The following is a 24,694-nucleotide window of genomic DNA, read 5'->3' as shown; positions in this document are numbered from 1 at the left end:
GTCCCCTGTGAGGTCAGGTCGTCAGGATCGTCACCGCCGACGCGCCCGGCGCGCCGTACAGGTGGGTGTAGCCGACGCGGGGTGTGCCGGGGACCTGCCGGGTCCCGGCCGTGCCGCGCAGTTGGAGGACGATCTCGTGGATCTGGCGCAGGCCCGAGGCGCCGATCGGTTCGCCGTTGCCGAGCAGCCCGCCGTCGGTGTTGACCGGGAGCCGGCCGCCGATCGCGGTGGCGCCCTCGGCGATGAGCCGTTCCTGTTCGCCGTCCTTGCAGAGGCCGTTCTCGGCCATGTGGATGATCTCCGATCCGGCGTCGGTGTCCTGGAGCTGTGCGACGTCGACGTCCTCCGGGCCGATGCCCGCCAGCTCGTACGCCGCCCGGGAGGCGTCCACGGTGGGGCTGTCGACGGGTTCTGAGGCGGGGAACGACGGGCTCTGCACCTCGAAGGCGCCGAGCCTGCGGCTGCGCAGGGCGGTGGAGCGGACCCGTACCGGCTTTCCGGTGTACTTGTGGGCCTGGTCGGCGCGGCAGAGCACGATCGCCGCCGCGCCCTCGTTGGGTCCGCAGTACATGAACTGGCGGAGCGGGTGGTTGAGGACCGGCGAGGCGAGGATCTCCTCCACCGAGAGCGGGGTGCGGCGCCAGGCCTTGTCGTTGGCGGCGGCGTTGCCGAAGTTCTTGGCCGCCACACGGGCCAGCGTCTCGTGGGAGATGCCGTGGTCGTGCATATAGCGGTTGATCTTCATGCCGAAGAAGTGGGTGGTGAGGAAGAGGCCGGTCTGTCCGTACCAGGAGGGGATGCCGGCCACGGACGGGTCGGCGGCGAACGCGCCGCGAGGGTGCTTGTCCAGGCCGATCGCGACGGTGAGGTCGTGCTCGCCGGTCTCGATGGCGCGGGCGGCCAGCGCGACGGCCGTGCCGGCCGTGGCACAGCCGTTGAACACCCCGCGCAGCGGGACTCCGGTCAGGCCGAGCCGTGCGACGATGGCATCGGGGTTGGCGACTTCGTAGCTGCCGATGTAGCCCCCCTGGATCTGCGGCCAGGTCACGCCCGCGTCGGCGAGCGCCATGCGCACCGCGTCCGCGCCCATGTCCAGTGCGGGCTTGCCGGGGAATCGCCCGAAGGCGTGGAGTCCCACGCCGATGATGACGGCCTCGGTCACGGTGTCTCCTCCTCGGCCGCGTTCTGCTCTTCGGGGGCGAACGCGAACGTGACGACTTCGGTGCCGTCGTCCTGCACGGTGTAGGGCACGAGCGTGAGCCGCATGGGCTGGCCGATGCGCAGCTTGTGCGGGTCGGGCTCGGTGAGACGTGCCTCGACCAGCAGCTCACCGGGGAGTTCCACGTAACCGACCGCGTAGGGCGTGAAGGATTCGGGGCCGTCGTACGGCGGGGACGGCGGGCGGAAGTTCTGGGTGGTGTACGTCCACAGCGTCCCGCGGTCGGCGAGCAGGCGTCGCTCCGACTCCGTGCTCGCGCACCGCACACAGTCCGGGGCGGCCGGGAAGCTGACCAGGCCGCAGTGCGTGCACTCGGAGCCGATGAGCCGGGGCGCGGTCCCGCTGATGACCGGCCAGGTGAACAGGCCCTCTGCGACCGGGCGTTGCGTCGTCGTCATGTCAGGCCCCGTTCCGGTTGCCGAGGGCGTCGGCGTTCGGCGCCGCCTTGGCCACCAGGTTCGGGACGACCGAGGACAGTTCCTCCGGCGTCCACCGATCATCGGCGCTCGCGCAGGGGCCGTTGACCCAGCCCTCCAGGACGGTGATCCGGTTGCCGACGACACCGAACACGCGACCGGTGACCTCGCGCGACGCCGCCGAGCCGAGCCACACCACGAGCGGTGAGATGGCCTCCGGGGTCAGGTCCTGCGCCTCGGCGGCCCGCCGCATCATCTCGATGTCCTCGGTGAGCCGGGTCAGTGCGGTGGGTGCGATGGCGTTCACCGTCACGCCGTAGCGTGCGAGTTCGGCGGCGGCGATGAGGGTGAGGCTCGCGATTGCGGCCTTGGCGGAGCCGTAGTTGGACTGGCCCGGGTTGCCGAAGATGCCGGACGGGGAGGTCGTGTTGATCACCCGGGCGTCGTTGGCGTGGCCGGACTTGGCGCGCTCCCGCCAGTACGCGGCCGCGTGGTGCAGGGTGGCGAAGCTGCCCTTGAGGTGGACGGCGAGCACGCTGTCCCAGTCCTGCTCGGTCATCGACACGATCATCCGGTCGCGCAGGATGCCGGCGTTGTTGACCAGCACGTCCAGGCCGCCGTAGGTGTGCACGGACTGCTCCACGAGCCGGCCCGCTCCGTCCCAGGTGGAGATGTCGTCCGTGTTGGCGACGGCCGTACCGCCCGCCGCGACGATCTCGTCCACCACGGACTGGGCGGGTCCGGCCGAGGCGCCTCCTCCGTCGCGCGCGCCGCCCAGGTCGTTGACCACGACCTTCGCCCCGTGCGCGGCGAACGCCAGGGCATGGGCCCGGCCGATGCCGTTGCCGGCTCCGGTGACGACCACGACACGGCCGTCGACCACTCCTTCGGACATCCTCAGCTCCTCGATGACAGTGGCCGGCCGGCCACGGAGAACAGCACCCGCGGGTCCTCGCTGCCGCAGGCGCACCGGCCCACGGCGACGCGGCCGGGGATGCCGAGCGGGGTCTCGGGCAGCGGTGACGTACGCTGCTCCCCCGCCGCCACGAACAACTCCCCGTCGCGCTCGCCGACCCGCCATGCGGCGGAGTTGACGTGAGCGCCGCTCCGCTCGGGACACTCCAGGGCGAGAGCCGGCCCCAGGGGTGAGAGAAGACAGGCGGACACGCCCACCGCGCGCAGCACCGGAACGGCGGCGGGCCGGGCCAGCACGACCGACGTGGGCCGGAACATCTCGCCGATGTCGGCGGACCCGGCGAGCCCTTCCAGGGTCTCGGCGGACAGGCCGATCACCGCATGCGGTCGCAGTTCGCGGTGGAAGACCGAGGTGCGGCGGTGGTCCCAGCCCATCGCCTCGGCGATGCCGTACGTCACCTTCAGCGCGCGCAGTGCGCCGATCACCGCGTGTCCCCAGAAGCCCTCATAGCCGGACATGGTGAGCAGCGCCCACTGTCCCGCGGCGAGGCCGTGCTCCCGCAGCCGCGCGGTGACCCACTCGGTGTCCCGGGCAAGTTCCGCCCAGGTCAGTTCCGTCTCCCGCGTGCCGCCGGACGTCAAGAAGCGTACGACGTAGGCGAGTTCGGGACGTTCGAGTTCCCTGGCCCGGGCCAGGGTGTCGGCGCGGGCCATCAGTTCTTCACCACCCGGGGGAACTTGGCGACGCTGGTCATGGTCTTCAACAGGTCCTCCTCGGTGCGCATGTCGAGCACCGGCTCGACTCCGGTCCGCATCCGCACGGCCTCGCCCAGCCGGCCGGCCAGGGCCTCGACGTCGCCGGTGAGTGCGGGGTCGTAGCCGACGCGCAGACGCAGTTCGTCGACCTCCCGGCGGTCCCGGACGATCTGGAAGACGCCCGCCACGGTCTCCGGCTGGTCCTCCACCGCCTGCCAGACGTCCCGCAGCACCACGGAGCGCCCTTGGACCAGCGTCTCGTCGCCCCGCCGCCCCGCCACCCACATCCGGGCATGGGTGCGTCCGCAGCCGCATGTCCGGGCGGACAGCCGGACGAGGTCCTCGCTGCGGTAACGGATCAGGGGTGCGGCCCGGTTGTCCAGGTCGGTGGCGACCAACTCACCGAGGTCGCACTCGGGAACGTCGCGCCAGCCGTCCTCCCCGACCTCCACGCACTCCGCGAGGACGGTGTCCTCCCAGAGGTGGAATCCGTCGTGCTCGCGGCACTCCCACGCGGTGCCGGTGTCGGCCGCGCTGGTGTACTCGTAGACGTCGATGCCCCAGTCGTCACGGATCCGCTCGCGCATCTTGCGGCTGAGGGGCTGCCCGGCGCAGGAGGCGCCCTTGAGGGAGGAGAAGGCCTCCCTCAGGTCCGTCTTCTCGGCCAGGTGCTCCAGCTCCACCATCTGCGGATACATCATCTGCAGATAGGCGGGCCGGTAGGTGCGCAGGGCCTCGACGACCTCGTGCATCTTCCCCATCCAGGTGTCCACCTCGATGACCACGGCGCCGATGGCCTGGTAACCGGGGTCCATGAGGTTGCGGAAGGTGCCGGGCGGGCTCAGCACCCGGTCCCCGGGCCGCAGACCGAGCTCCCAGAGGTCGCGCACCTGCGCGGTCACCAGGGGCGGGGCGCCCTGCCAGATCTCGGCGAAGAACTCCGGGTCGCCGGTGGTACCGGAGCTGGAGGAGACGGAGGTCAGCTCCTCGCGCGGCACACAGAGCAGACCGCCGAAGGGATCGCCCGTGCGGGCCCGGTAGGCACGCACCATGTCCTTGGTGATGAACGGCACGCGCGCCCGGAAGTCCGCCAGGGACCGGATGTCGCGCGGGTGCACCTTGTGCTCGTCCCAGAGCTCACGGTAGAAGGCCGAGTTGGCATAGGCGTACTCGACGAGCTCCAGGACCCGTTCCTCCTGCCGCGCCCGCAGTTCCTCGCGGGGCATGGTCTCCACCTGGGGCTCGAAGTACCTGTCAGCGGTGTCGCTGTCACCGACCATGGCGCCTCCTCGCGGCTCGGTGCCCAGATCTTCCAGCTATCAGCGCAATCAGTCAACCAATTGGACGGATTGCAGGCGACCCCTCGCATACCGCCCGGCCGATATAGTTAACTATTAGCACTCATTCAAGCCACAGGAGGTGTCGTGAAGATCATTGTCTGTGTGAAGCACGTGCCCGACGCCGCGGCCGACCGCACCTTCACCGAGGAGGGCACCACCGACCGCGCCTCGGTCGACTCGCTGCTGTCCGAACTCGACGAGTACGCGGTCGAGCAGGCGCTGCGGATCGCCGAGTCGGGCGGGACGGACGTCGAGATCAGCTACCTCACGGTCGGACCCGACGACGCCAGGGACGCGCTGCGCAAGGCGCTCGCCATGGGTGGCGACTCGGCGATCCACGTGAGCGACGAGGACATCGAGGGCAGCGACGCCTTCGGCACGTCGCTCGTCCTGGCCAGGGCCGTCGAGCGGCACGGTTTCGATCTCGTGCTGTGCGGGATGGCCTCGACGGACGGCACCATGGGCGTCGTGCCGGCGATGCTGGCCGAACGGCTCGGCGTCCCGGCCGTCACACGTCTCGAGGAGCTGACGGTCGAGGACGGCACGGTGAGCGGTCGCCGTGAGGGCGATGGCGCGACCGTGCGCGTCCAGGGCGCGCTGCCGGCCGTGGTGTCGGTGACCGACCGCTCCGGCGACGCACGCTACCCCTCCTTCAGGGGGATCATGGCCGCGAAGAAGAAGCCGGTCGAGACCCTCGACCTCGCCGACCTCGGGATCGACCCGGCGCAGGTCGGACGTGGCGGCGCCCGGTCGGCCGTGGACACCACGGCCAGACGCCCGCCCCGCACGAAGGGCGAGATCGTCGTCGACGAAGGTGCGGGCGGCGCCGGACTGGCCGCGTTCCTCACCGCCAAGAAGTTCATCTGACCTCCCAGCGACAGGAGCGCACCACCATGCCCGAGATCCTCGTCCTCGTCGACCACACCGACGGCGCCGTAGGCAAGCCGACCCTCGAACTGCTCACCCTGGCACGCCGGCTGGGCGAGCCCTCGGCCGTCTTCCTGGGGCCGGGCGCGGACACCGCGGCCGACGTGCTCGGCCGGTACGGGGCGCACAAGGTCTACGTCGTGGACACCCCGGAGGTCGGCGAGTACCTCGTCACCCCGGCCGTCGACGCCCTCACCCAGATCGCCCAGCGCACCGGCGCGGCGGCACTCCTGCTGCCCTCCGGGCCGGACGGCAGCGAGACCGCGGCGCGGGTCGCGCTCAGACTCGGCTCGGGACTGATCACCGACGCCGTCGACGTCGCCCCCGGGCCGGACGGCCCGGTCACCGAGCAGTCGGCGTTCGCGGCGACGTACCAGGTGACGGCTCACGTCACCCGGGGCGTCCCGGTCATCACGGTCAAGCCGAACGCCACCGCCCCCGAACCGGCCCCCGTCACCACGGTCCTCGAGAAGCAGGACATCACCTTCGGTCCGGCCTCCGCCGCGGTCCGGGTCCTGTCCCGCACACCGCGCGAGCGCGGCGACCGCCCGGAGCTGGCCGAGGCCGACATCGTGGTCTCCGGCGGCCGGGGGGTGAACGGCGACTTCACCGTGATCGAGCGGGTCGCCGACGCGCTCGGCGCGGCGGTGGGGGCGTCCCGGGCCGCCGTGGACGCGGGCTGGTACCCGCACAGCCACCAGGTCGGCCAGACCGGTACCCAGGTCTCGCCGCAGCTCTACCTGGCCGCCGGCATCTCCGGCGCGATCCAGCACCGGGCGGGCATGCAGACGTCGAAGACCATCGTCGCCGTCAACAAGGACGCCGACGCCCCCATCTTCGAACTCGCCGACCACGGCGTCGTCGGGGACCTCTTCGAGGTGCTGCCGCAGCTGGTGGAGGAGATCCAGCGGCGCCGGAGCTGACCGCCCGCCCCTGCGGCCTTCCCTTCGGCCGCTCATACAACTAAAATCGCTAACTGATTGCATCCATTGGTCTTACATTCATTGACCCGAAGGAGCGTCATGTCGAAGATCTGGGTCAACTCGGGGGATTCACACGTGATGGAACCCGCCGACGTGTGGACCGAGAGGCTCCCCGCGCGGCTCGGCGCCCGTGCCCCGCGCAGCGAGCGCGGCGAGAAGTACGAGATGCTCTACATCGACGGCGAGCGCATCGACCGCCAGCTCGGCGACTTCATGGACGCCATGCGCCCGCCGGGCGCCTGGGACCTGAACGTCCGTCTCAAGGACCTCGACCAGGAGGGCGTGTGGTCCCAACTGGCCTTCCCCTCCATGGGCTTCTGGCTCGTGTCGATCACGGACCCGGAGCTCGCCCGGGAGACCGTGCGGGCCTGGAACGACTGGGCTCACGAGGAGATCCTCAGCAAGAACAAGCGCGTGATCACCACTGCCTGCGTCTCGACCGCCGACATCGGCGACGCGGTCGCCGAGCTGGAGCGGGCGGCCGAGCTGGGCTTCAAGGCGGTCTTCCTGCCGTGCGCGACCCGGCAGGGCGAGGAGTACGCCCTCGACCGCTGGGAGCCGCTGTGGACCGCGGCCGAGCGGGCGGGCATGGTGCTCGGCTTCCACATCGGCACGGGCGGTCAGAACGTCGTCTTCCGCGGGCCCGGCGGCGCGGTCGTCAACTACATGGAGACGACCTACCCCGGCATGCGCGTCGTGTCCCATCTGGTCGCGGGCGGCGCCCTCGACCGCCACCCCGACCTCAAGATCCTGATCGCCGAGGGCGGCGCGGGCTGGGTGCCGGCCATCGGCGACCGGATGGACGAGGCGTACCGCCAGCACGGCATGTTCGTCAGGCCGAAGCTGAGCCGGCTGCCCAGCGAGATCATCCGGCAGCAGGTGTACGCCTCCTTCCAGCACGACAGGAGCTCGGTGGAGATCGTCGAGTCGACCGGCTACCGCAACGTCATGTGGGGCGACGACTACCCCCACCTGGAGGGCACCTACGGCCACACGCAGGCCACCCTCCACGACCTGTTCGACGGCGTGCCGGACGAGGTGCGCGAGCGCGTGACCCGCGGCACCTTCAACGAGCTCTTCGGCCTGCCCGAGCAGACTCCCCAGGAGGCGGCCGTCTGAGCGGCGGCGAAGCGAACCGACGGTGACCACTGCCCCACTTCCGGGCGGCGCGGGCGTCGCCGGTCTCGCCCACGGGCGTCATACCGGATCTCGCGAAAGTGGCCGTCGCGTCCGCGACGATCCGGTTGGCGCACGACACCACGAGAGGCGGCCCCGCATGAAGGTGGGCATCTACTTCGACCTGCGCAATCCCCCGCCATGGCGGCAGAGTTGGGCACGCCTGTACGGCTTCTGCCTGGAGATGTGCGAGGAGGCGGACCGGCTGGGCATCGACTCGGTCTGGTTCTCCGAGCACCACGGCTTCGAGGACGGCTACCTCCCCCAGCCGCTCACCATGGCGGCCGCCGCAGCGGCCCGCACCCGCCGGGTACGCCTGGGCACCGCGGTCGTCCCCGCCCCGTTGCACGCGGCCCCCGAGATCGCCGAGCAGGCCGCGATCGTGGACATCATCAGCGACGGCCGCCTGGACCTCGGTCTCGGCACCGGCTACCGGGTCCCCGAGTACCGGCTGTACGGAGCCGACCTCGCCAAGCGCTACACCACGACCGATCAACGGGTCCGGGAGATCCGCGGCCTGTGGACGCAATCCCTGGTCACCCCTGGTCCGGTCCAGGATCCGCTGCCGATCTGGCTCGGCTACCAGGGCCCGCAGGGCGCCCGGCGGGCCGGCCGCCTCGGCACCGGCTTGCTCTCGCTCAACCCGGCGCTGCTGGCGCCGTACCGTGACGGGCTCGTCGAGAGCGGGTACGACGCGTCGGCGGCCCGGATGCAGGGTTCGTTCACCACGTTCGTCACCGAGGACCCCGAGGGCGACTGGCCGGTGGTGCGGCGGCATCTGCAGTACCAGTGGGACAGCTACCGACGCTACATGGTCGAGGGCACCGACCAGCCGGTCCCCCGGCCCATCGATCCGGAGAAGTGGCGGGAGACCGGGCTGCGCGCGAGCGGGGTCGGTCAGTTCCTGTACGGCACACCGCAGGAGACGGCCGAGGCCGTCAAGGCGTACGTGGCGGGGTTGCCGGTGGAAGGGGTGTTCCTGTGGGCCTCGCTGGCCGGGATGCCCGAGGACATGGTGGCCCGCCAGGTCCAGCTGATCGCCGGAAAGCTGCGCCCACTGCTTGCCGATGTCTGACACGAGGAGGCACACGATGTCCACGACACCGACGGGGCCCTGGGCCGGGGCGGACTTCCAGGAACCTCCCCGGACCCCGGGCGGGGTGGCGCTGTGCGGGGCGTGCCGAGCCGCCGGCTCCTGTCGGCTGGGAGTGCGGCGCGAGCAGCTCGACGAGAACGGGTCGGCGCGGTTCGAGCTGTCCTGCCCGCGGGACCAGGAGGGTGGGCCGGACGTCGCGCACGGCGGCTGGACGGCAGCGGTCCTTGACGACTGCCTCGGGCATCTCCCTTTGCTGCACCGGGTGTTGAGCGTGACCGCGGAACTGCGCGTGAGCTTCGTGAAGCCCGTACCGGTGGAACGCCCGCTCGAGGTCCGGGCCTGGGTGGAGAAGCGGGAGGGCAGTCGCTGGTACATCGCGGGCGAGATGGCGCTCCTGCCGACCCGCGCCGTGCTGGCCCGGGTCTCCGGGATCTGGGTGACCCGGGACCGGGGCCACTTCGTCCGTCACCAGGAATGGCTGGCCGGTCAGGACGGCGAGGGTCAGTAGGAGCGCAACCCCATGCTGCGGGCGATGCCGTTGCGCTGTATCTGGCTCGTCCCGCCGGAGATGGTGGCCACGATCGACTCCCGGTAGCGGAAGCTCATCACGCTCTCCGTGGAGAACCCGTGTCCCGCGAGGACCTGCATCCCGAGCCGGGCGGCGGCGACGTATGTCTCCGAGCCCTTCAGCTTCGCCATCGAGCCCTCCCGCGTGCACGGTTTGCCCTGGGCGAGCAGCCAGGCCGCACGGTGGGCGAGCAGCCTGGCGGAGTCGATCTCGGTCTGCAGGTCGGCCATGGCATGCGCGAGCGCCTGGAAGTTCCCGATCGGACGGCCGAAGGCGTGCCGGGTGCGGGCGTACTCCAGCATCTCGTCCAGGGTGGCCTGCGCCGCCCCCAGGTATCCGCCGCTGATGATCACCTTCTCCAGCTCGATGTTGGAGAGCATGACCTTCCACCCCTCGTCGCGCGGGCCGACGAGATTCTCCTTCGGCACCAGGGCGTCGTGGAAGAAGACCTCGTTGGTGCCCAGGATGTGCCGGGCCAGCGTGGGAGTGCGGCGGACCTCGACGCCGTCCGTCGCGGGATCGACGAGCAGGAGACTGATGCCGCCGTGCTTGGGTTCGCGGGGCCCGGTGCGCACATAGGTCGCGATGGTGGTGTCGGGCAGTCCGCCACCGGTGCACCACGCCTTCTGGCCGCGGACGGTGAAGTGGTCGCCGTGATCCTCGGCGGTGGTGCGCAGCGCCGCGGCGTCGGACCCGCTGTCCGGCTCGCTGAGGCCGACGGCGAGCCGATGGCGGCCGGTCATGACCTGCTCGCGGATGAAGTCGCGCTGTGCCCGGCTGCCCCACCGGAACACCGTGAGGGCGGGGATGAGCACCCCGATGTAGCACATGGCGACATCGAAGCTGGCCCTGCCCAGCTCCTCGGCGATCAGGAGGAGTTCGAGCGGTCCCCCGCCGTCGCCGCCCTCCTCCTCGTCGAACGGCAGGGAGAACCACCCCAGATCCGACATGCCCCGGAACAGCTCGGGCGGTACGACGCCCTCCTCGTCCCACTGCTTGGCCTTCTCGGCCGGGCACACGTCGGCGACGAACTGCCGTGCCGTCGCACGCAACAGGTCCTGCTCGTCGGTCAGCCCGAAGTCCACGGCCACTCCTCACCACTAGGGCATTCATCTATCTAATTATTCTATGTTAGCTGATAGTGAGGAGTGGCGACAGTGACGGTCACCCGTCGGACGGGCGTGCGGACTTCAGCTGTCGAGACCGAGAAAGGTGATGGCACGGGCGAGCATGCCGGGCTGCGGCAGGGTGTGGCCCGTACCCGCGATGCTGATGCCCTCGACGGGGGCCTGCGGGCCGGTGCCGCCATAGCGGGTGCGGGTCCAGGCCGACTGCGGCCGGTCGGTGGCGGCGGGTGTCTGGCCGATGCCGTGCAGGTTGGTCCACTGCTTGATCTCCTCACCGAAGTTCGGATAGGCGAGGGTCGTGTCGGTGGTGCCGTGCCACAGCTGCATGCGCGGGTAGCCTCCGGTGTAGCCCGGATCCATGGAACGCGCCAGGTCACCCCACTGCTGAGCCGATTTGATGACGTTGCCGCCGGAGCACTGGCTGTTCCACTGGGAACCGTCCCTGGTGGCGAAGCAGCCCGCCGGTACCCCGGAGAACGCGGAGGCGGCACTGAAGACATCGGGGTACTCGGCGGCCAGCACGTTCGTCATCATGGCTCCCGACGAGAATCCGCTGACGACGATGCGGGCCGGGTCGACGTTGTAGTGCTGCCGTGTGTAACCGACCATCGACATGATGCCGGTGGAGTCGCTGCCGCCGTTGCGCCTGAGCGCCGCCGGTGACGAGACGTCGAAGCAGTGCCCGCTGCGGGTGGCCTCGGGCAGGACGATGATGTAGCCGTACCGGTCCGCGGCGGTGACGTAGTCATGTCCGTTGCCGCCGAAGATCCCGCCGGCCGAGCCCCCGCAGTAATGGACCAGGACCAGCACGGCGGGCCTGGACGCCAGGTGGAAGGGCACGTAAAGGTACATGTTGAGGTTGGTGGGGTTGTTCCCGAAGCCGGTGACACGGGTCAGGCTCGCCGCGGCCGCGGGCTGGGACGTCAGGAGCGTGAAGGCTGCGGCCAGTGGCAGTAACACCATCGCCAGGACCGCGTGCAGAGTGCGTCTCACAAGTGGACCTCGTTTCCGGTGATCGGTATGGGCCGTGAAGCGGCTCGGGAGGGTGCCCGGCGGGCGCAGGAACCTGCGCCCGCCGGCGGTGGGTGGTCAGCCGATGGCTGTGGCGAAGATGTGCATGGCCACCTGGCCTTGCGTCGCGTCGGAGCCGACGTTCGGCAGGGTCAGGTAGGCCACGGTCTTGCCTGCCTGGAGCGGCACGGTGGCGCCGTACACGCTGACCTTCTGCTGGACCTTGCCGCTGCCGCTGTTGAAGTAGTCGGTGGTGGCGAGGATGTCGCCGCCGCCGGCGGCACTGTTGCTCCACCAGTCGGAGAAGGACAGGGTGTAGCTCTGGCTGGTGCCGTCGGTGTAGGTGATCAGGCCGGTGCCGGACGCGTCGCCGTAGTCGGCGGTGCCGAGGAAGCCGAGCTTGGCGCCGCTTCCGGTGAAGGGGACGGTCTGGCCCCCGGCCACGATGTTGTCGGGCTTGCCGGTGCCGGTGGTGGGCCAGGTGAACGTCAGTCCGTCGTGGCTGACGGTGCCGCCGGAGGTTATCCCCTTGGCGGCGAGGGCTTGCTGGGACAGGCTCTGACGGCCGCCGTCCAGATTGCCGGCGCCCGGAGTGGCGTCATCGCTGATGCCGGTGTTCTTGGTGATGTCGTCGAGGGACGAGTAGGGGACGAACAGTTGGCAGGCCGCGTCGTCGCTGGCCCGGGCGCCCCGGTAGCCGGCCGAGGCGGCGAGGGCGAAGGTGCCGGGCTTGACGCCGGCCGGGGGCGTGATCGTCCAGGTGGTCTTGACCGAGGCGCCGGCCGGGATGCTGCGGAAGGTGGCCGGTGAGGTCGGGGCGGCCCTCCAGCCGTCGGGTACGTCGAGGGTGACCGATGCGTTCGGCAGGGCGGTCGGGCCGGTGTTGGTGTAGGTGGTGGTCGCCGTGACGGGTGAACCCCGCTTGACGATCGGGTCGGCGGAGAGGGCCAGGGAGTGGTGGACGCGGATCACCGCGGAACCGGTGACGCCGTGCACGGTCGCGCTGATGGTGGCCACGCCGTTGCCCACCGCGGTGACCAGCCCCTTGCTGCTGACGGTGGCGACGGAAGGGTCGCTGCTGGAGTAACGGACCTTGGTCCTGGACAGGTCCAGGAAGGAGCCGTCGTCGTTGACCGCCTCCACGATGTGGTCGGCGGTGACCTTCAGGTTGCGGCCGGGCTGGGCCGTGGGATCGGTGTCGTCCTTGATCCACCGGTTGCGAGCGGTGAGGTCGAGGGTGTGGCCCGCGTCGTACACCACGGCCTCAGGCTGTACGGTCACGTACTTCACGTGCGGGGTGAGGCTGCCGTGCACGGTGACCCTGGCGGATCCGGCGGTGGTGGCGGAGTCCGGTCCGGCCTCGAACCGGTACGTGCCGTCGTGGACGACCTGCTTGGCCTTCCTGCCGTCGTGGAAGGCGAGGTCGGGGACCCGGACGCGCAGGGTGATGTGCTGTGTGGCGCCGGGCTGCAGGACCCGGGTCTTCTTGAAGCCGACGAGCCGCTTCTTCGGCAGTTCACGGTCCTTGACCGTGAAGCCGGTGGCCGCGTAGAGCTGGGCGACGGTGGTTCCGGCAACGGTGCCGGTGTTGGTGACGTCGAAGCGGACGTTCACCGTCCCATCGGCGTTCACCGAGGAGCGGTCCGCGCGGACGTGGGAGTAGGCGAAGGTGGTGTAGCTCAGGCCGTAGCCGAAGGGGTAGGTCGGCGTGCCCGTGAAGTACTGGTAGGTGCGGCCCAGACCACCGGTCCCGCTGGGTGCGAGGTCGTAGTCGGAGATGGCGGGCAGCTGGGAGTCGTCCTTGTACCAGGTGAAGTTCAGGTGCCCGCCGGGGTTCTGCCTGCCGAACAGGACGTCGGCGAGGGCGTCACCCTGGCTTTCGCCGTTGTAGCCGGCGAAGACGATCGAGGTCACCTTGGCACGGTAGGGCTCGATGGCGACCGGCCCGTCGGACTGGATGTCCAGGACCGTCCGGTGGTTGCCCAGGGCGGTGACCTGGTCGATGAGGCTGCCGTAGTTGCCGGGCAGGGCCAGCCCGGCGCGGTCCTTGCCCTCGCCCGCCGTGGCATCGTCGGTGCCGACCGCGACGACCACCAGGTCGGCGCTCTTGATATCGGCCTGGGTCCGGGCGCTCAGTGTCGCCGCGCCGGTCGCGGTGCTGGAGGTGCCGGCGGCGTCGTGGACGACCTGCGCGCCGGGGTTGGCCGCCTTGACCTGGGCGGTGATCCCCTGGACGGCGTCCACCTTCTTGGTGGGATCGCCCGAGTAGCCGCCCAGCGTGACCTTCCCGGCCTGGTCGCCGACGATGACGACCTTGTTCAGGGCGGCCGGGTCGGCCGGCAGCAGTGGCCTGCCGGTACCCGCGACCTTGTTGTTCTGCAGCAGGACGAGTGCGTTGTCGGCGACGGTCCGGGCCAGGTCCTGGTGGGCCGGGGACTCGATGACGTCCTTGGTGATCTTCGTGTACGGCTGCTGGTTCACCGGGTCGAACTCACCGGTCCGCATCCGGACGGTGAACAGGTGCACCAGCGCGTTGTCGATGACGCCCCCGCTGAGGACGCCGGCCTTGATCGCCTGCTCGAGGTTGGCTGAGGTGGCCTCCGCACCCGTGCAGTTGACGTTGGTGCCCGCACGCAGCGCGTAGGCCTGGCCGCCGGCCGCCCCGGACACCTTCTGGCCCGTGGCACTGCTGGTCCAGGTCGAGTTGGCACCCTTGTGGTCGGTGGTCCAGCCGGGCGGAGCCCAGTCGTGACCGGTGGGGAAGGACTGGTACGTGGTGCCGACCGCGCCGCAGTCGGAGGTGATGTACCCGTCGAAGCCGTACGTGCGCTGCGCGATCCGGTTGGTGGTGTACGTGTTGGCCGCGGACGGGGTGCCGTTGATCGCGTTGTACGAGGTCATCAGGCCCGCGACACGCGACTTCTCGATCAGGCTCTTGAACTGCGCGGTGTAGTAGTCGTACAGGTCGTCGTCCGAGACGTTCGAACTGATGCCGGTGCGGTCCTGCTCGACGTTGTTGAGCGCGTAGTGCTTCGCGGTCGAGGCGACCTTCAGGTACTTGCCCTGCGGGCTGCCGTCGGGATTCTGGCCCTGGTAGCCGTTCACGAAAGCGCCCGCCATCTGCCCGGTGAAGTACGGGTCCTCGCCGAACGCCTCGTCGGTGCGGCCCCACCGCGGGTCACGGTCGAGATTGACCGTCGGCGCCCAGTAGGTGAGCATCCCGTAGTCGTCCTTCGAGGGCCCGAGGTTGTTCTGCCCGGTTCCCCACAGCGACTTGTCCAGCAGGCCCCGGGCTTCGTCCGAGATCGCCGTCGTCTCCTTGTACATCAGGTCCTTGTCCCAGGACATGGACGCGGCGAAGTTGGTGGGGAAGCTGGTGGCGTGCACGCCACCGGTCACCGAACCCGGGTTGATGTTGGCGAACAGGGTGTTGATGCCGTGCTGACCCTCGCTCCAGTACGTGTACTGCTGCACGCCCAGCCGCGGAATGGCCGGCGCGCTGTTGGTGTGCAACTGCTGGACCTTCTCGTCCAGGGACATCCGCGAGACCAGGTCCGCGGCCCGCTCCGCGAAGGAATAGGAGGTGTCTAGATAGATGGGCGGGGACGCCCGGACCGTGGACCGGGGGCCGGCATGGGCCGTGCCACCGACCGCGCCGAGCATGCCCAAGCAGCACGCGGCTGCCACAGCCGCGCGTAGGGACGGTGTGTTGGTTCTGCGCATCTCGCGCCTCCTTGCGCAACATTGGCCGGTGGTCCGGTTCGTGCGCGGGGCCGGGTCCGTACGGTGCCTGCGGGCCCGGCCCCGGTGTGTCAGTTCTGCAGGCTCCAGTGCTGGTTCGCACCGCCCGTGCAGCTCCACAGCTGGATCTTCGTCCCGTTCGCGGTCCCCTGGCCGTTGGCGTCCAGGCAGAGCCCCGACTGCACCGCTGTGATCGTGCCGTCGGGATTGACGTTCCACTGCTGGTCCGCCTGACCGCTGCAGTCCCAGATCGCCGCCGGGGTGCCGCTGCCCGCGGACTGGCCGACGCCCAGGCACTTGTTGCCGTAGACCACCAGTTGCTTTCCGGAGGAGTAGGTCCACCGCTGGTTGGCGCCGCCGTTGCAGTCCCACAGCTGTGCCTGGGTGCCGTTGGCGGTCGTGGAGTTGTTGATGTCGAGGCAGCGCCCCGACTGCTGGCCGACGATCTCCTGGTTGCCGGAGGGCGGGGGCGGCGGCGGGGGCGGGTTCGTGCCCGAGCCGAACTGGGTGAAGAACTGCCACACCGCTGCCGACGTCCAGGTGCGCCAGCCGTCACCGGTGGAACCGTCTATGGGCCCGGGGTCGTGGCCCGCTCCGTCGAACGCGGCCCAGACGACGGGATATCCGGACCGGCATCCGGAGTAGGTGGTGATGATGTGCGTCAGGCTTCCGTAGGCCGGCTCGGGCGGGTTCTGCGGGGTGCAGCCGTTCGTCCGGACGAAGGTGTCCCGCAGCTGTCGTCCCGACGCGATGGGCAGCACGTTGTCCCTGAGGCCGTGCAGACCCATGTAGGCGATGGGCTGGTTGCCGCCGTCGCACCCGCTGAGGTTCGCACCGGAGTAGACGGCGACCGCGCGGAAGACCGTCGCCCGGGAGCAGGCCAGGGCGTACGACATCGCGGCGCCGTAGCTGAAGCCCGCGGAGAACAACTGGGTGGTGTCGACGCACAGACCTGCTTCGATCTGGCTGACCATGGCGTCGACGAAGGCCACGTCCTGGCCGCCGGGGTTGGCCCAGCCGTTGCCGTTGCCCTGGGGCGCGACGAAGATCGTGCTGTTGTTCGCGTCGGCCAGGCGCCTGAGACCGTAGTAGGACCAGTTGTACCCGTCGGTTCCGCCCGAGTCGACGTCGCCCGCCGTGCCGCCCCGCCAGTGGAAACCGAAGATCAGCCGGTAGGGGTGGTTGTTGTCGTAACCGGCGGGGACCCGCAGTATGTAGCTGCGCGCCTGGCCGCCGCTCTGGATGGTGTGTGTACCACTTGTCAGCGCCGGTGCCTTGCCGCAGCCGGCGGTCGCACGGACGGCACCGGTTGTCTTCGCCGCCGCGGGCGCGCCCAGGCTACTGCTGAACGAGGTGCCCGCGGCCGACAGGACGAGAAGTAACGCAGCCGCGATCGACAACAAGAGTGGTTTGGGTTTCATGCACTCCTTCTTCCTGGTGGGGGGACGTGCGGGGAGCTTCTGTCGCCGGGGCGGTTCACACGCCGGTGATCGTCCATTGGTTGTTGGTGCTGGAGTTCGGCGCCCACAGCACGGCGGTCGAGCCGACGGTGGTGCTGCCGCTGCCGTCGAGGGCGGTGCCCGTGCCCCGGTTGACGATCTGGTAGCGGTTGCCACCCAGGCTGTTGAGTGACCACTGCTGGTTGTTGCCGCCGTTCCACACCTCCTGGCGGACCGGAGCGCCGTTGGCCGCATTGCCCCAGCTGTCGGCCGCCATGCCGTTGGTGCGGTTGGAGATGCGGTGGTAACCGTTGCCGAGGTCGATCAGCTGCCACTGCAGGTTGGTGCTGCCGTCGTAGTTCCACTGCTTGAGGTTGGAGCCGGAGGCCACGTTTCCACCGCTGTCGAGCACCAGTCCGCTGGTCACGTTGGCGATCTTCACCCAGGTCGTGGAGCCGCCCGGCGCGCCCAGGGCGGGGATCTCACCGGAGAAGGTGAGCTTGACCGTGTACGCCAGGGCACTGAACGGCGGGTTGGACGAGGGCATGGTGAGGTGCAGGCCGGAGGCGTCCTGGGCCGGCACGGGGAGGTCGATGTAGGTGCCGGCGGTGTTGTTCAGCAGTTTGACGCCGGTCAGGCTGCTGAGGTTGATCTGGTTCGAGTTCAGCGTCGTGATGGTCATGGTCCCGCCCTGCCAGCCCAGCGCGGTGGCGTAGAGGACCTTGTTGTCCGCGCTGCGGGTGAACCGGACGTCCTGCGGTTTGCCGGCCACGGGTCCGCTGAACGAACCCCCGCCCATCTTGGTGGGGCCCTCGCCGTAACTGGCCCAGGAGCGGGTGCCGTAGATCGCCTCTCCGAAGCGGCCGAGCCAGTCGCCCATGGCGAGCAGGATCGACTGCTGGCCGGAGGGGATGGTGCCGTCGGCCATGGGGGCGATGTTCAGCAGCATGTTGCCGCCCTTGCTGACCCGGTCGATCAGCGAGTGGAGCAGTGCCTGCGTGGAGTAGTAGCCGATGCCCACCGTGTAGCACCAACTGGAGGAGGAGATGCTGTCGTCGGTCAGCCAGTAGGGGGTGAGCAGTCCTGCCGGGCCGCCGCGCTCGAAGTCGTAGACCTCGCCCTTGTTGTCGAAGCCGTCCTTGTAGGTCGCGACCACGTCCTTGTTCCAGGAGACGGCCTGGTTGTAGTAGTGCGCGAGGAACTGGAGCCGGTAGGACTCCTGCACCAGGCCCAGGTCGAAGTCCTGGTAGACCAGGTCCGGCTGGTAGCCGTCGACGATCTCGATCAGCTTGTCGTACCAGAGCTTGTTCTCCGCGGCCGAGCCCTGTTGGCCGTAGAGGATGCGCAGCGTCGGGTCCGACTGGTTCGGTACGTGGTCGTAGTAGCCGTTGAAGTGGTAGGCGTGGTGCAGCGCGGTGATGAACTTCAGTCCCTGCCCGCGGATGGCCTGCGCGTGCAGCCCCACGAGATCGAGCTTGGGGCCGCGCTGGACCGAGTTCCACGGGTTGGCGCGGCTGTTCCACATGGAGAAGCCGTCGTGGTGTTCGGCGACCGGACCGGCGAACCTCGCCCCCGCCGACTTGAACAGCCGCGCCCAGGCGTCCGGGTCGAAGTTGCCGCCCTGGGAGGCGAGTTTGGGGGCGAACTGCACCCGGTTGCCGGCCTTGTCGCGGGCACCGTCGATGAAGTTGTTGTACGGCCAGACCGAGGGGTCGCCGTAGGTGTCGATGTGGTGCCGGTTCTCGGCCGAGCCGCCGATGTACATGTTGCGCGGGTACCACTCGTTCCCGAACGCGGGAACGCTGAAGACGCCCCAGTGGTAGTAGATGCCGAACTTGGCGTCCTGGAACCACGCCGGGGCCGGGGGGTGCTGGTCCACGGAGGACCAGCTCGCGGTGTAGCTCCCGGGGCCGTCGGTCGCGGCGGCCTCGGGGGCGAACCGCAGCAGGCCGAAGGCCGTGGCCGCGCCGGCCGCCGCCAGCAGCCGGCGCCGGCTGACCGGCAGGGAGGAGGAAGACATGTGGGGGCCTCTCTGGGGATCGAGGGGGTGCGGGAGTGAGCGGTCGTCAGCCGGTCAGCGGCTCACTCGCGCGTCCATTTCTGGTTGCTGCTGCCGTTGCAGGTCCACAGCTGCAGCAGGGTGCCGTTGGCCGTTGCCGCGCCGGTGGCGTCCAGGCACAGGCCGGACTGGTCACCGGTGATCGTGCCGTCGGCGTGGAGGGTCCACTTCTGGTTGGCGCCGCCGGTGCAGCCCCAGATGTCCACCTTGGTGCCGGGGCTGGTGCCCTGGCCCGCGGCGTCCAGGCAGTCGCTGCCGTAGACCCGCAGCTCACCGGCCGAGGTGCTGGTCCACTGCTGGTTGCTGCCGCCGTTGCAGTCCCACAGCTCCACCTGGGTGCCGGCCGTCTGCGACTGGTTGGGCACGTCCACGCACCTGCCGGAACCGGCCCCGACGATCGCACCGGTCGTGCCGCCGTCGTCGCCGCCGCTGCCGGGAGTGATGGAGAGGTTGTCGAACTGCGCCGTCTCGCCCTGGCTGGTCGCGTAGCCGATCTGTCCGGCGGCCCAGGTGCGGTCGGTCGCGGAACCGACCGTGGCACCGTCGACGACGGCGGTGATGGTGGTGCCGGAGAAGGTGAGGCCCAGGGTGTGCCACCGGTTGGTGCCCAGCGCGGCGGTCGTGCCGCGGGCCAGGGTGGACACGGTGCCGTTGGTGTTCGAGTTCAGGATCGACCAGGACCCGGTGTCGCTCACCCGCAGGTGGTAGGCGTTCAGCCCTCCGGTGCGGTCGTAGTCGTGCCCGCCCGCACGGCCGATCAGCTCGACGTATCCGGGCTGTTCGAGCATGACGTCCGAGGAGACGGTGTAGTTGCCCCAGCTGGTGTCACCGAGCAGGGCGTGCGGATCGGTCAGCGCGTCCCAGGTGATCGCCTTCTGCGGGCTCATCTGGCGCACGCACTTGCCGCTGCGGCCGCCGCCGCAGCCCACCGCCTCGAAGGCGCCCTGCCAGTCCATGAGGTACTTGGCCTCGGTGCCGGTGGTGTAGCTGTCGAAGGAGTCGCTGTACGGGAGCGCCAGATTGCCCTGGGCGGGACCGGCGGCGGTGCCCTTGCCCTGGCCGGTCGTGGTGGTCAGGGTGTACACGCGGCCGGGCTGGACGGTGAGGCTGAAGCCGCTGCCGGACGGGGTGATGTCCGTGGTGTGCACGAAGTAGTCGGCCGCGTTGCCGGAGCGGACGTCGGTCGACCAGACGTGGACGGTCTTGGTGGACAGCCCACCGGTGACGTTGAAGTCCAGTGTCTGGGCACTGCCGGCGTCCATGGTCTCGATGACCGTGGACCAGTCGGAGTTGTTCGTGGACTTCAGTGAGACGTAGCTGCCGTTGTTCCGGTTGCCTGCGATGTAACCGCTGGAGGCGTCGAGGTAGTGCCACCCCGGGGCGGTGAACTGGCTGGTCTGTGCCATCACCCAGGCGTTCTTGCCGATCGAGTAGTGGCCGGACCAGGGCTGGGAGGCCAGGGCGAGCCCCATGGTGGGATAGGGGATGTTGGGTGTCACGGCGGCGACCACCGGCCAGTTGAGGTACGCGGTCATCCGGCCGTCGATGTAGCCGCGGTTGATGCCGCGGGCCATGGCCTGCGCTCCCCCGTTGTAGTCGTCCGAGCCGTTCTCGCTCGCCCACAGCGTCTTGCCGGACGAGGTGGCGGCCGACGGCACCGAGCAGTTGGACTGGGACGACCGGTAGCCGCAGGGATAGTGCGTGCCGATGACGCTCACCGCGGCGGCGAACGCCGGGTTGGAGTTGACGTCGTTCGCCACGTTCCAGTCCGAGTCGGCCGCGACGATCTTGACGTTGCCGTAGCCGTTGCTGTTGAGCGCGCTGCGCAACTGCTCGTACCAGGAGATGTTGTAGCCTCGCTCGTTCCACCCGCCGAGGTAGTCGATGCTCAGCCCGTGCTGCTTGGCGCAGCCCAGCCAGGAGAGCAGGTAGTTGACCATGTCGGTGGACCAGAAGTTCCCGCCGCCGATCCAGCCGGGCGCACCCCAGGCGAGCCCGTACAGCTTGATGTCCGGGTTGCGCGCCTTGGCCTGCGCCATCAGCCACCACTCGTAGCCCCGGTCGCAGTTCAGGTCGGACCGGGTGTGCTGGTGACTGGGTTCGGCACCCGAGGTGGAGTTGGTGTCACCGCCGACCTCCGCCTTGAGGATCTGCAAGGAGGCGCCGTAACCGGGTTTGAACAGATAGTCGAGGATCTGGCCGCGCTGGGGCTCGGGATAGTCGATCAGGAGCCTGCTGTTGCCGCCCCCGCCGCTGATCGCGCCGACGCCGTCGAAGGTGCGGCCACCGGACGCGCCGTTGACGGTGATGGAGGTGGCGGCCTGGGCCGGCGTGGCGGCCGTGGCCACGAGGCCGCCGGCGGTCAGGAGGAGGCCCGCGAGCACGACCGTCGAGGCGCGCAGGCGCCGTAACAGCCGTTTGAATGCTGACACGGTGGGTTTTTTCCTTTCGCAGGTCGATCAGCGGAGGATGAAGTCCTGGTTGCTGCCGGGCGTGTTCTTGCACTGCCACTGGTCGAGTTGCTGGCCGTTGTTGCTGCCGGCGCCGTAGACGTCCAGGCACAGGCCGCTGTTCTTGTTCTGGAAGGCGTAGGAGCCGTCGGACTGCGGCAGCGGCAGCCAGAGGCCGTTGGATGCGGTTCCCGGCGCCTGCTGGACGATGTCCGGGGTGCCCGCCGTCGTGGAGCCGCCGGCCACCGCCACGTCCAGGCCTGAGTTCTGGGCCCGCAGTTCGCCGTAACCACCGGAGGCGGGCACGAACCGGAACTTCTGGTTGGCCTGCCCGTTGCAGGTCCACTGGTCGATCGCGGCACCGGTGCTGCTCGAGTTGCCGTAGACGTCCAGGCACAGGTTGCTGGAGGCGACCACGAGTTGGTGGTCGCCGTCCGGGAAGCCGCCGCCACCGCCACCGGACGATGCGGGTGTCAGATAGACGGAGAAGGCGTCGTGCGCGCCCTGGAACGTGATCGGCACGGTGATCGAACCGCCCGAGGCGCTCACGTTCTGGTCGTACACCGTCTGCGGGGCGCCGAGCGGCGCCTGGTCCGGGATGCGGTGCACGGTGACGTGCACGCCGTCGGCGCTCGCCAACCAGGGTACGGACGCCAGCCCGTCGAAGGTCACGGACGCGGCGCCGGTGTACCCGTTGGAATCGCCGATGACCGCCACCGCCCGCTTGGCAGCGGAGTCCTCGGAGGCCGAGATCGCCGTGGAACCGACCTGGCCGGAGGTGTCCACCAGGGTGCCGGTCATGTCGGCGTAGTCCCGAAGCGCCCACCAGTTGCCGGTCGGCTGCCAACTGCCCCCGCTCTGGGTGAGGACTCCGGTCAGGTTCGGGGTCACGCAGCACACCCAGTTGCCGCGCATCGCGTTGGTGTACCCGGACTGCGCGAACCGCGCCAGGTACCACGCTGTGACCCCGGCGGTCTGCCGGTCGGCCGGCTGGTACTCGTTCGAGGACAGCGGCAGCGGCCCGATGCCCGCCGCGGTCAGATCGCTGTTCAGCGTCCGCGCGACGGTGACCGGGTCGTCGACGTCGCCCTCGTTGTGGTTGGTGATCATGTCCGGCACCGTCCCGGCCGCTTTCACGTGCGCGAGCCAGGTCTGCCATTCGCCCGGGCTGTGCTGGGGGTTGAACGCGAGTGACGGTCCTACGATCTGCGCCTGCGGGGCGATGCGCCGGATCTCCCGGTAGGCGGTGTCCCACATCCGGAAGTACTGGGTGCTGTTCACGCCCCGGGTCCAGAAGGCGGAGATGTCGGGCTCGTTCCAGATGTCGTAGGCGAACGTGAGTCCCGACGCCTGCAGCGCTCCCACCGTCGCGTCGATGAAACCGACCCAGTTGGAGCAGTCGCCGTTGTCGCACGGGTACCTGGTGTTCGACGGCTGGCCGCCGTTCGCGCCGTAGATGTCGCTCACCAGCACCTGGTACTGCGCGTGGTAGGGCGGCCGGGTGAGCCGTTTCGCCTGCGCGACGATCGAGTCGAGGTCGGCCCGGGTCGCCGAGCCGTACTGGTAGCCGTCCCTGATCCAGCCGCCGGAGAACCATCCGCCGCCGCGGAAGGCGTTGATCCCCAGCGGCTGGATGAACTGGTCCGCCGGCCGGCTGCCGTCTTCGTCGAAGCCGTAGAGGAACCCCTCGCCCACGCCGGTCGACGGTCCTCGTGTCGACGCCAGGTGCACGCTCAGTGACTCACCCGCGGCGGCCTGGCTCGCGGTCGTCGACAGCAGCGGCAGCACGAGCGCCAGGATGAAGCCGACGGTCAGGAGCAGACGGCCTGCTCTCGCTCTCGTCCTCATTCCGATCCTCCTCCCGGTTCGGCGCCGCCGCGCTGCGGCGCGTGTGAGGGACGGTTCCGTCAGGGGGTCAGCTCAGTGACCATTGCTGGTTGGACTGCCCGTTGCAGGTCCACAGTTCGACGGGGGTGCCGTTGGCGGTGGCTGCGCCGGTGACGTCCAGGCACAGGCCGGACTGGGCGTTGGTGATGGTGCCGTCCGTGTTGACGTTCCACTGCTGGTTTGCCTGGCCGTTGCAGGTCCAGGTGATGACCTTGGTGCCGGGGCTGGTGCCCCGACCGGAGGCGTCCAGGCACAGCCGGCTGCTGCCGGAGTACACGGTGAGCTCCTGCGCGGCGGTCTTGGACCAGGTCTGGTTCGCCGCGCCGGCGCAGTCCCGGATCTGCGTCTGCGTACCCGGTGTCGTGGAGGCGCCCGGCACCTCCAGGCACCGGCCCGCACCCACCGCACGCAGCGCACCGGTCGTGTTGCCACCGCCGCCGCCCGCTCCGTAGCCGGCGGCGGTGATGGCCGCCTGCACGGCGTTCTCGGTGGCGTCGGAGGGGTAACCCGCCGTCATGGCGCCTTCGAAGAACTCGCCGGTGCCCGAGACACTGTTGTCGCCCCCGGTGCCGAGCAGGACCGAACTGTCGAGCTTCATCGGTGAGTAGCCGTTCGGCAAGGGGCCGGAGAAGGTGGTGGTCAGTCCGCCGCTGCTGCCGTTGCCGTACTTGAGGGTGAAGTTGCTGGTGCCGTTGTTCTTCAGCCACGCGCTGACGAACGGGAAGTGCACCCCGGTGTTGTTGGGGTCTTTGTTGGAGCCGGTGTTGGTGTGGTACATGCCGTTCTCCAGGTCGGCCTCGACCCAGGGTCCGTTGCCGGTGCACCCGTTGAACCAGCAGGCGTTGCCCCAGTAGATGGCGTTCATGGTGGCGTTGCCGGTGTCGGTGTGGGAGTTCTCACCGCTGCCGTAGTCGAAGCAGCACCACTGGTTCGTGTAGTTCGACGACGTCACCATGTAGATGCCTTCGGGCTGGGAACCGGTGGCCACACCCTTCGCGTGGTCGATCCGGTAGCCGACACCTTGCTTGACCTTGACGCCGAAGACCTGGTGGCCGGCCGCGGTCACCGGCAGGGCCATGGCGTCCGCGCCGACGTCGGACCCGTTCGGACCAGGTCCCTTCCAGAAGCCGCCCCAGGAGATCGGCAGGTCGTTGTGCATACTGGTCTGGTCGTAGATCTTCGTGATCGTGCACGAGGTGCCCGCGCAGAACGAGACCTGGGAAGCCGCGTCGGCGTACCCGCCCGCGCTGAGGACGCCGATGTCGCGGTAGCTGTGGTCGGAGGACCGCTGGATCTGGTACAGCGGCCCGTTGTACGACGCGAAGAGCGCCCGGGTGGTGGCGTGCGCCGTCACACACGGCGTACCGCCCGCGGCGTAGATGTCACACGGGAGCGACGTGTCCGCCGCGCGGTGGGCCGCCGGGTGGACAGTGGCGGTGACGCTGGTACCGGGCTGCGAGGACGTCGCGAACGCAGGCGCGCCGAACGCGGCCACGGCCATCGCCAGGGCAATGAGGAGCACGGCTTTCCATCGCCTTCGCCGGCGATCTGCGGCTGGTCCGATCATGGAGACCTCCTCTGTGG

Annotated in this window: 18 protein-coding genes; 5 read left to right on the top strand and 13 right to left on the bottom strand. The window is 69.6% G+C overall.

What is annotated here, in order from left to right; translation table 11 throughout:
- Positions 1-13 precede the first annotated feature (13 nt).
- The 5 genes from ACFY0F_RS07425 to ACFY0F_RS07405 are packed head-to-tail and all read right to left on the bottom strand — an operon-like array spanning position 14 to position 4,586.
- Complete coding sequence (locus tag ACFY0F_RS07425) at positions 14-1,162, bottom strand: thiolase family protein (RefSeq protein ID WP_388790307.1); 1,149 nt, start codon at positions 1,160-1,162, stop codon at positions 14-16.
- Positions 1,159-1,617 carry a Zn-ribbon domain-containing OB-fold protein gene (locus ACFY0F_RS07420; protein WP_388790304.1) on the bottom strand — a complete coding sequence of 153 codons (459 nt, stop codon included), beginning with the start codon at positions 1,615-1,617 and terminating at the stop codon, positions 1,159-1,161. The genes ACFY0F_RS07425 and ACFY0F_RS07420 overlap by 4 nt, the downstream gene beginning before the upstream one ends.
- Position 1,618: 1 nt before the next feature.
- Entirely contained in the window at positions 1,619-2,530 is a 912-nt protein-coding gene (locus tag ACFY0F_RS07415; RefSeq protein WP_388790302.1) for an SDR family oxidoreductase, read from the bottom strand.
- Positions 2,531-2,532: 2 nt separating this feature from the next.
- Entirely contained in the window at positions 2,533-3,264 is a 732-nt protein-coding gene (locus tag ACFY0F_RS07410) for a hypothetical protein (RefSeq protein ID WP_388790300.1), read from the bottom strand.
- Complete coding sequence (locus tag ACFY0F_RS07405; protein WP_388790298.1) at positions 3,264-4,586, bottom strand: phenylacetate--CoA ligase family protein; 1,323 nt, start codon at positions 4,584-4,586, stop codon at positions 3,264-3,266. The genes ACFY0F_RS07410 and ACFY0F_RS07405 overlap by 1 nt, the downstream gene beginning before the upstream one ends.
- A 144-nt stretch (positions 4,587-4,730) precedes the next feature.
- Between ACFY0F_RS07405 and ACFY0F_RS07400 the strand changes: the two genes are divergently transcribed.
- The 5 genes from ACFY0F_RS07400 (at position 4,731) to ACFY0F_RS07380 (ending at position 9,336) form a co-directional block, all read left to right on the top strand.
- Positions 4,731-5,513 carry an electron transfer flavoprotein subunit beta/FixA family protein gene (locus ACFY0F_RS07400; protein ID WP_388790295.1) on the top strand — a complete coding sequence of 261 codons (783 nt, stop codon included), beginning with the start codon at positions 4,731-4,733 and terminating at the stop codon, positions 5,511-5,513.
- Between the two features lie 26 nt (positions 5,514-5,539).
- Complete coding sequence (locus ACFY0F_RS07395) at positions 5,540-6,496, top strand: electron transfer flavoprotein subunit alpha/FixB family protein (RefSeq protein ID WP_388790294.1); 957 nt, start codon at positions 5,540-5,542, stop codon at positions 6,494-6,496.
- 99 nt (positions 6,497-6,595) lie between these two features.
- A complete protein-coding gene (locus ACFY0F_RS07390; protein ID WP_388790291.1) occupies positions 6,596-7,675 on the top strand; it encodes an amidohydrolase family protein in 1,080 nt (359 codons plus the stop codon).
- Positions 7,676-7,832: 157 nt separating this feature from the next.
- The gene (locus ACFY0F_RS07385) at positions 7,833-8,807 is read left to right on the top strand and encodes an LLM class flavin-dependent oxidoreductase (RefSeq protein ID WP_388790288.1); all 975 of its coding nucleotides are present in this window, start codon (positions 7,833-7,835) and stop codon (positions 8,805-8,807) included.
- A 16-nt stretch (positions 8,808-8,823) separates the two neighbouring features.
- Positions 8,824-9,336 (top strand): PaaI family thioesterase, encoded by a 513-nt coding sequence (locus ACFY0F_RS07380; protein ID WP_388790286.1) that lies wholly within the window; start codon positions 8,824-8,826, stop codon positions 9,334-9,336.
- Here ACFY0F_RS07380 and ACFY0F_RS07375 read toward each other — a convergent pair.
- From ACFY0F_RS07375 to ACFY0F_RS07340, 8 genes are all read right to left on the bottom strand, one after another.
- Positions 9,330-10,481: an acyl-CoA dehydrogenase family protein gene (locus ACFY0F_RS07375; RefSeq protein ID WP_388790283.1), complete on the bottom strand. Its 1,152-nt coding sequence runs from the start codon at positions 10,479-10,481 to the stop codon at positions 9,330-9,332. The two genes, ACFY0F_RS07380 and ACFY0F_RS07375, sit on opposite strands and share 7 nt — an antisense overlap.
- Positions 10,482-10,586: 105 nt before the next feature.
- Positions 10,587-11,516, bottom strand: a complete 930-nt coding sequence (locus tag ACFY0F_RS07370; RefSeq protein WP_388790281.1) for an alpha/beta hydrolase family esterase — start codon at positions 11,514-11,516, stop codon at positions 10,587-10,589.
- 96 nt (positions 11,517-11,612) lie between these two features.
- Positions 11,613-15,257 carry a glycoside hydrolase family 3 C-terminal domain-containing protein gene (locus tag ACFY0F_RS07365; protein ID WP_388790279.1) on the bottom strand — a complete coding sequence of 1,215 codons (3,645 nt, stop codon included), beginning with the start codon at positions 15,255-15,257 and terminating at the stop codon, positions 11,613-11,615.
- An 89-nt stretch (positions 15,258-15,346) separates the two neighbouring features.
- Positions 15,347-16,696, bottom strand: a complete 1,350-nt coding sequence (locus tag ACFY0F_RS07360) for a ricin-type beta-trefoil lectin domain protein (RefSeq protein WP_388790276.1) — start codon at positions 16,694-16,696, stop codon at positions 15,347-15,349.
- Positions 16,697-16,751: 55 nt separating this feature from the next.
- Positions 16,752-18,734 carry an alpha-L-fucosidase gene (locus ACFY0F_RS07355; protein WP_388790273.1) on the bottom strand — a complete coding sequence of 661 codons (1,983 nt, stop codon included), beginning with the start codon at positions 18,732-18,734 and terminating at the stop codon, positions 16,752-16,754.
- Between the two features lie 62 nt (positions 18,735-18,796).
- Positions 18,797-21,205, bottom strand: a complete 2,409-nt coding sequence (locus ACFY0F_RS07350) for a ricin-type beta-trefoil lectin domain protein (RefSeq protein WP_388790270.1) — start codon at positions 21,203-21,205, stop codon at positions 18,797-18,799.
- A 27-nt stretch (positions 21,206-21,232) separates the two neighbouring features.
- Complete coding sequence (locus ACFY0F_RS07345) at positions 21,233-23,071, bottom strand: RICIN domain-containing protein (RefSeq protein ID WP_388790267.1); 1,839 nt, start codon at positions 23,069-23,071, stop codon at positions 21,233-21,235.
- Between the two features lie 67 nt (positions 23,072-23,138).
- On the bottom strand, positions 23,139-24,677 hold the full coding sequence (locus tag ACFY0F_RS07340; protein ID WP_388790264.1) for an arabinofuranosidase catalytic domain-containing protein: 1,539 nt from the start codon (positions 24,675-24,677) through the stop codon (positions 23,139-23,141).
- Positions 24,678-24,694: the final 17 nt, after the last annotated feature.

This window comes from Streptomyces sp. NPDC001544 (assembly GCF_042894285.1).
In the GTDB taxonomy this organism is placed as follows: domain Bacteria; phylum Actinomycetota; class Actinomycetes; order Streptomycetales; family Streptomycetaceae; genus Streptomyces.
The sequence above is the reverse complement of the archived record's forward strand: the minus strand, read 5'-3'. Positions and strand labels throughout refer to the sequence as shown.

Excerpts from the sequence above, each read along its gene's own strand:
- ACFY0F_RS07420 (WP_388790304.1), bottom strand. The coding sequence starts at position 1,617 with ATGACGACGACGCAACGCCCGGTCGCAGAGGGCCTGTTCACCTGGCCG.
- ACFY0F_RS07415 (WP_388790302.1), bottom strand. The coding sequence starts at position 2,530 with ATGTCCGAAGGAGTGGTCGACGGCCGTGTCGTGGTCGTCACCGGAGCC.
- ACFY0F_RS07410 (WP_388790300.1), bottom strand. The coding sequence starts at position 3,264 with ATGGCCCGCGCCGACACCCTGGCCCGGGCCAGGGAACTCGAACGTCCC.
- ACFY0F_RS07405 (WP_388790298.1), bottom strand. The coding sequence starts at position 4,586 with ATGGTCGGTGACAGCGACACCGCTGACAGGTACTTCGAGCCCCAGGTG.
- ACFY0F_RS07395 (WP_388790294.1), top strand. The coding sequence starts at position 5,540 with ATGCCCGAGATCCTCGTCCTCGTCGACCACACCGACGGCGCCGTAGGC.
- ACFY0F_RS07390 (WP_388790291.1), top strand. The coding sequence starts at position 6,596 with ATGTCGAAGATCTGGGTCAACTCGGGGGATTCACACGTGATGGAACCC.
- ACFY0F_RS07385 (WP_388790288.1), top strand. The coding sequence starts at position 7,833 with ATGAAGGTGGGCATCTACTTCGACCTGCGCAATCCCCCGCCATGGCGG.
- ACFY0F_RS07380 (WP_388790286.1), top strand. The coding sequence starts at position 8,824 with ATGTCCACGACACCGACGGGGCCCTGGGCCGGGGCGGACTTCCAGGAA.
- ACFY0F_RS07365 (WP_388790279.1), bottom strand. The coding sequence starts at position 15,257 with ATGCGCAGAACCAACACACCGTCCCTACGCGCGGCTGTGGCAGCCGCG.
- ACFY0F_RS07360 (WP_388790276.1), bottom strand. The coding sequence starts at position 16,696 with ATGAAACCCAAACCACTCTTGTTGTCGATCGCGGCTGCGTTACTTCTC.
- ACFY0F_RS07355 (WP_388790273.1), bottom strand. The coding sequence starts at position 18,734 with ATGTCTTCCTCCTCCCTGCCGGTCAGCCGGCGCCGGCTGCTGGCGGCG.
- ACFY0F_RS07345 (WP_388790267.1), bottom strand. The coding sequence starts at position 23,071 with ATGAGGACGAGAGCGAGAGCAGGCCGTCTGCTCCTGACCGTCGGCTTC.
- ACFY0F_RS07340 (WP_388790264.1), bottom strand. The coding sequence starts at position 24,677 with ATGATCGGACCAGCCGCAGATCGCCGGCGAAGGCGATGGAAAGCCGTG.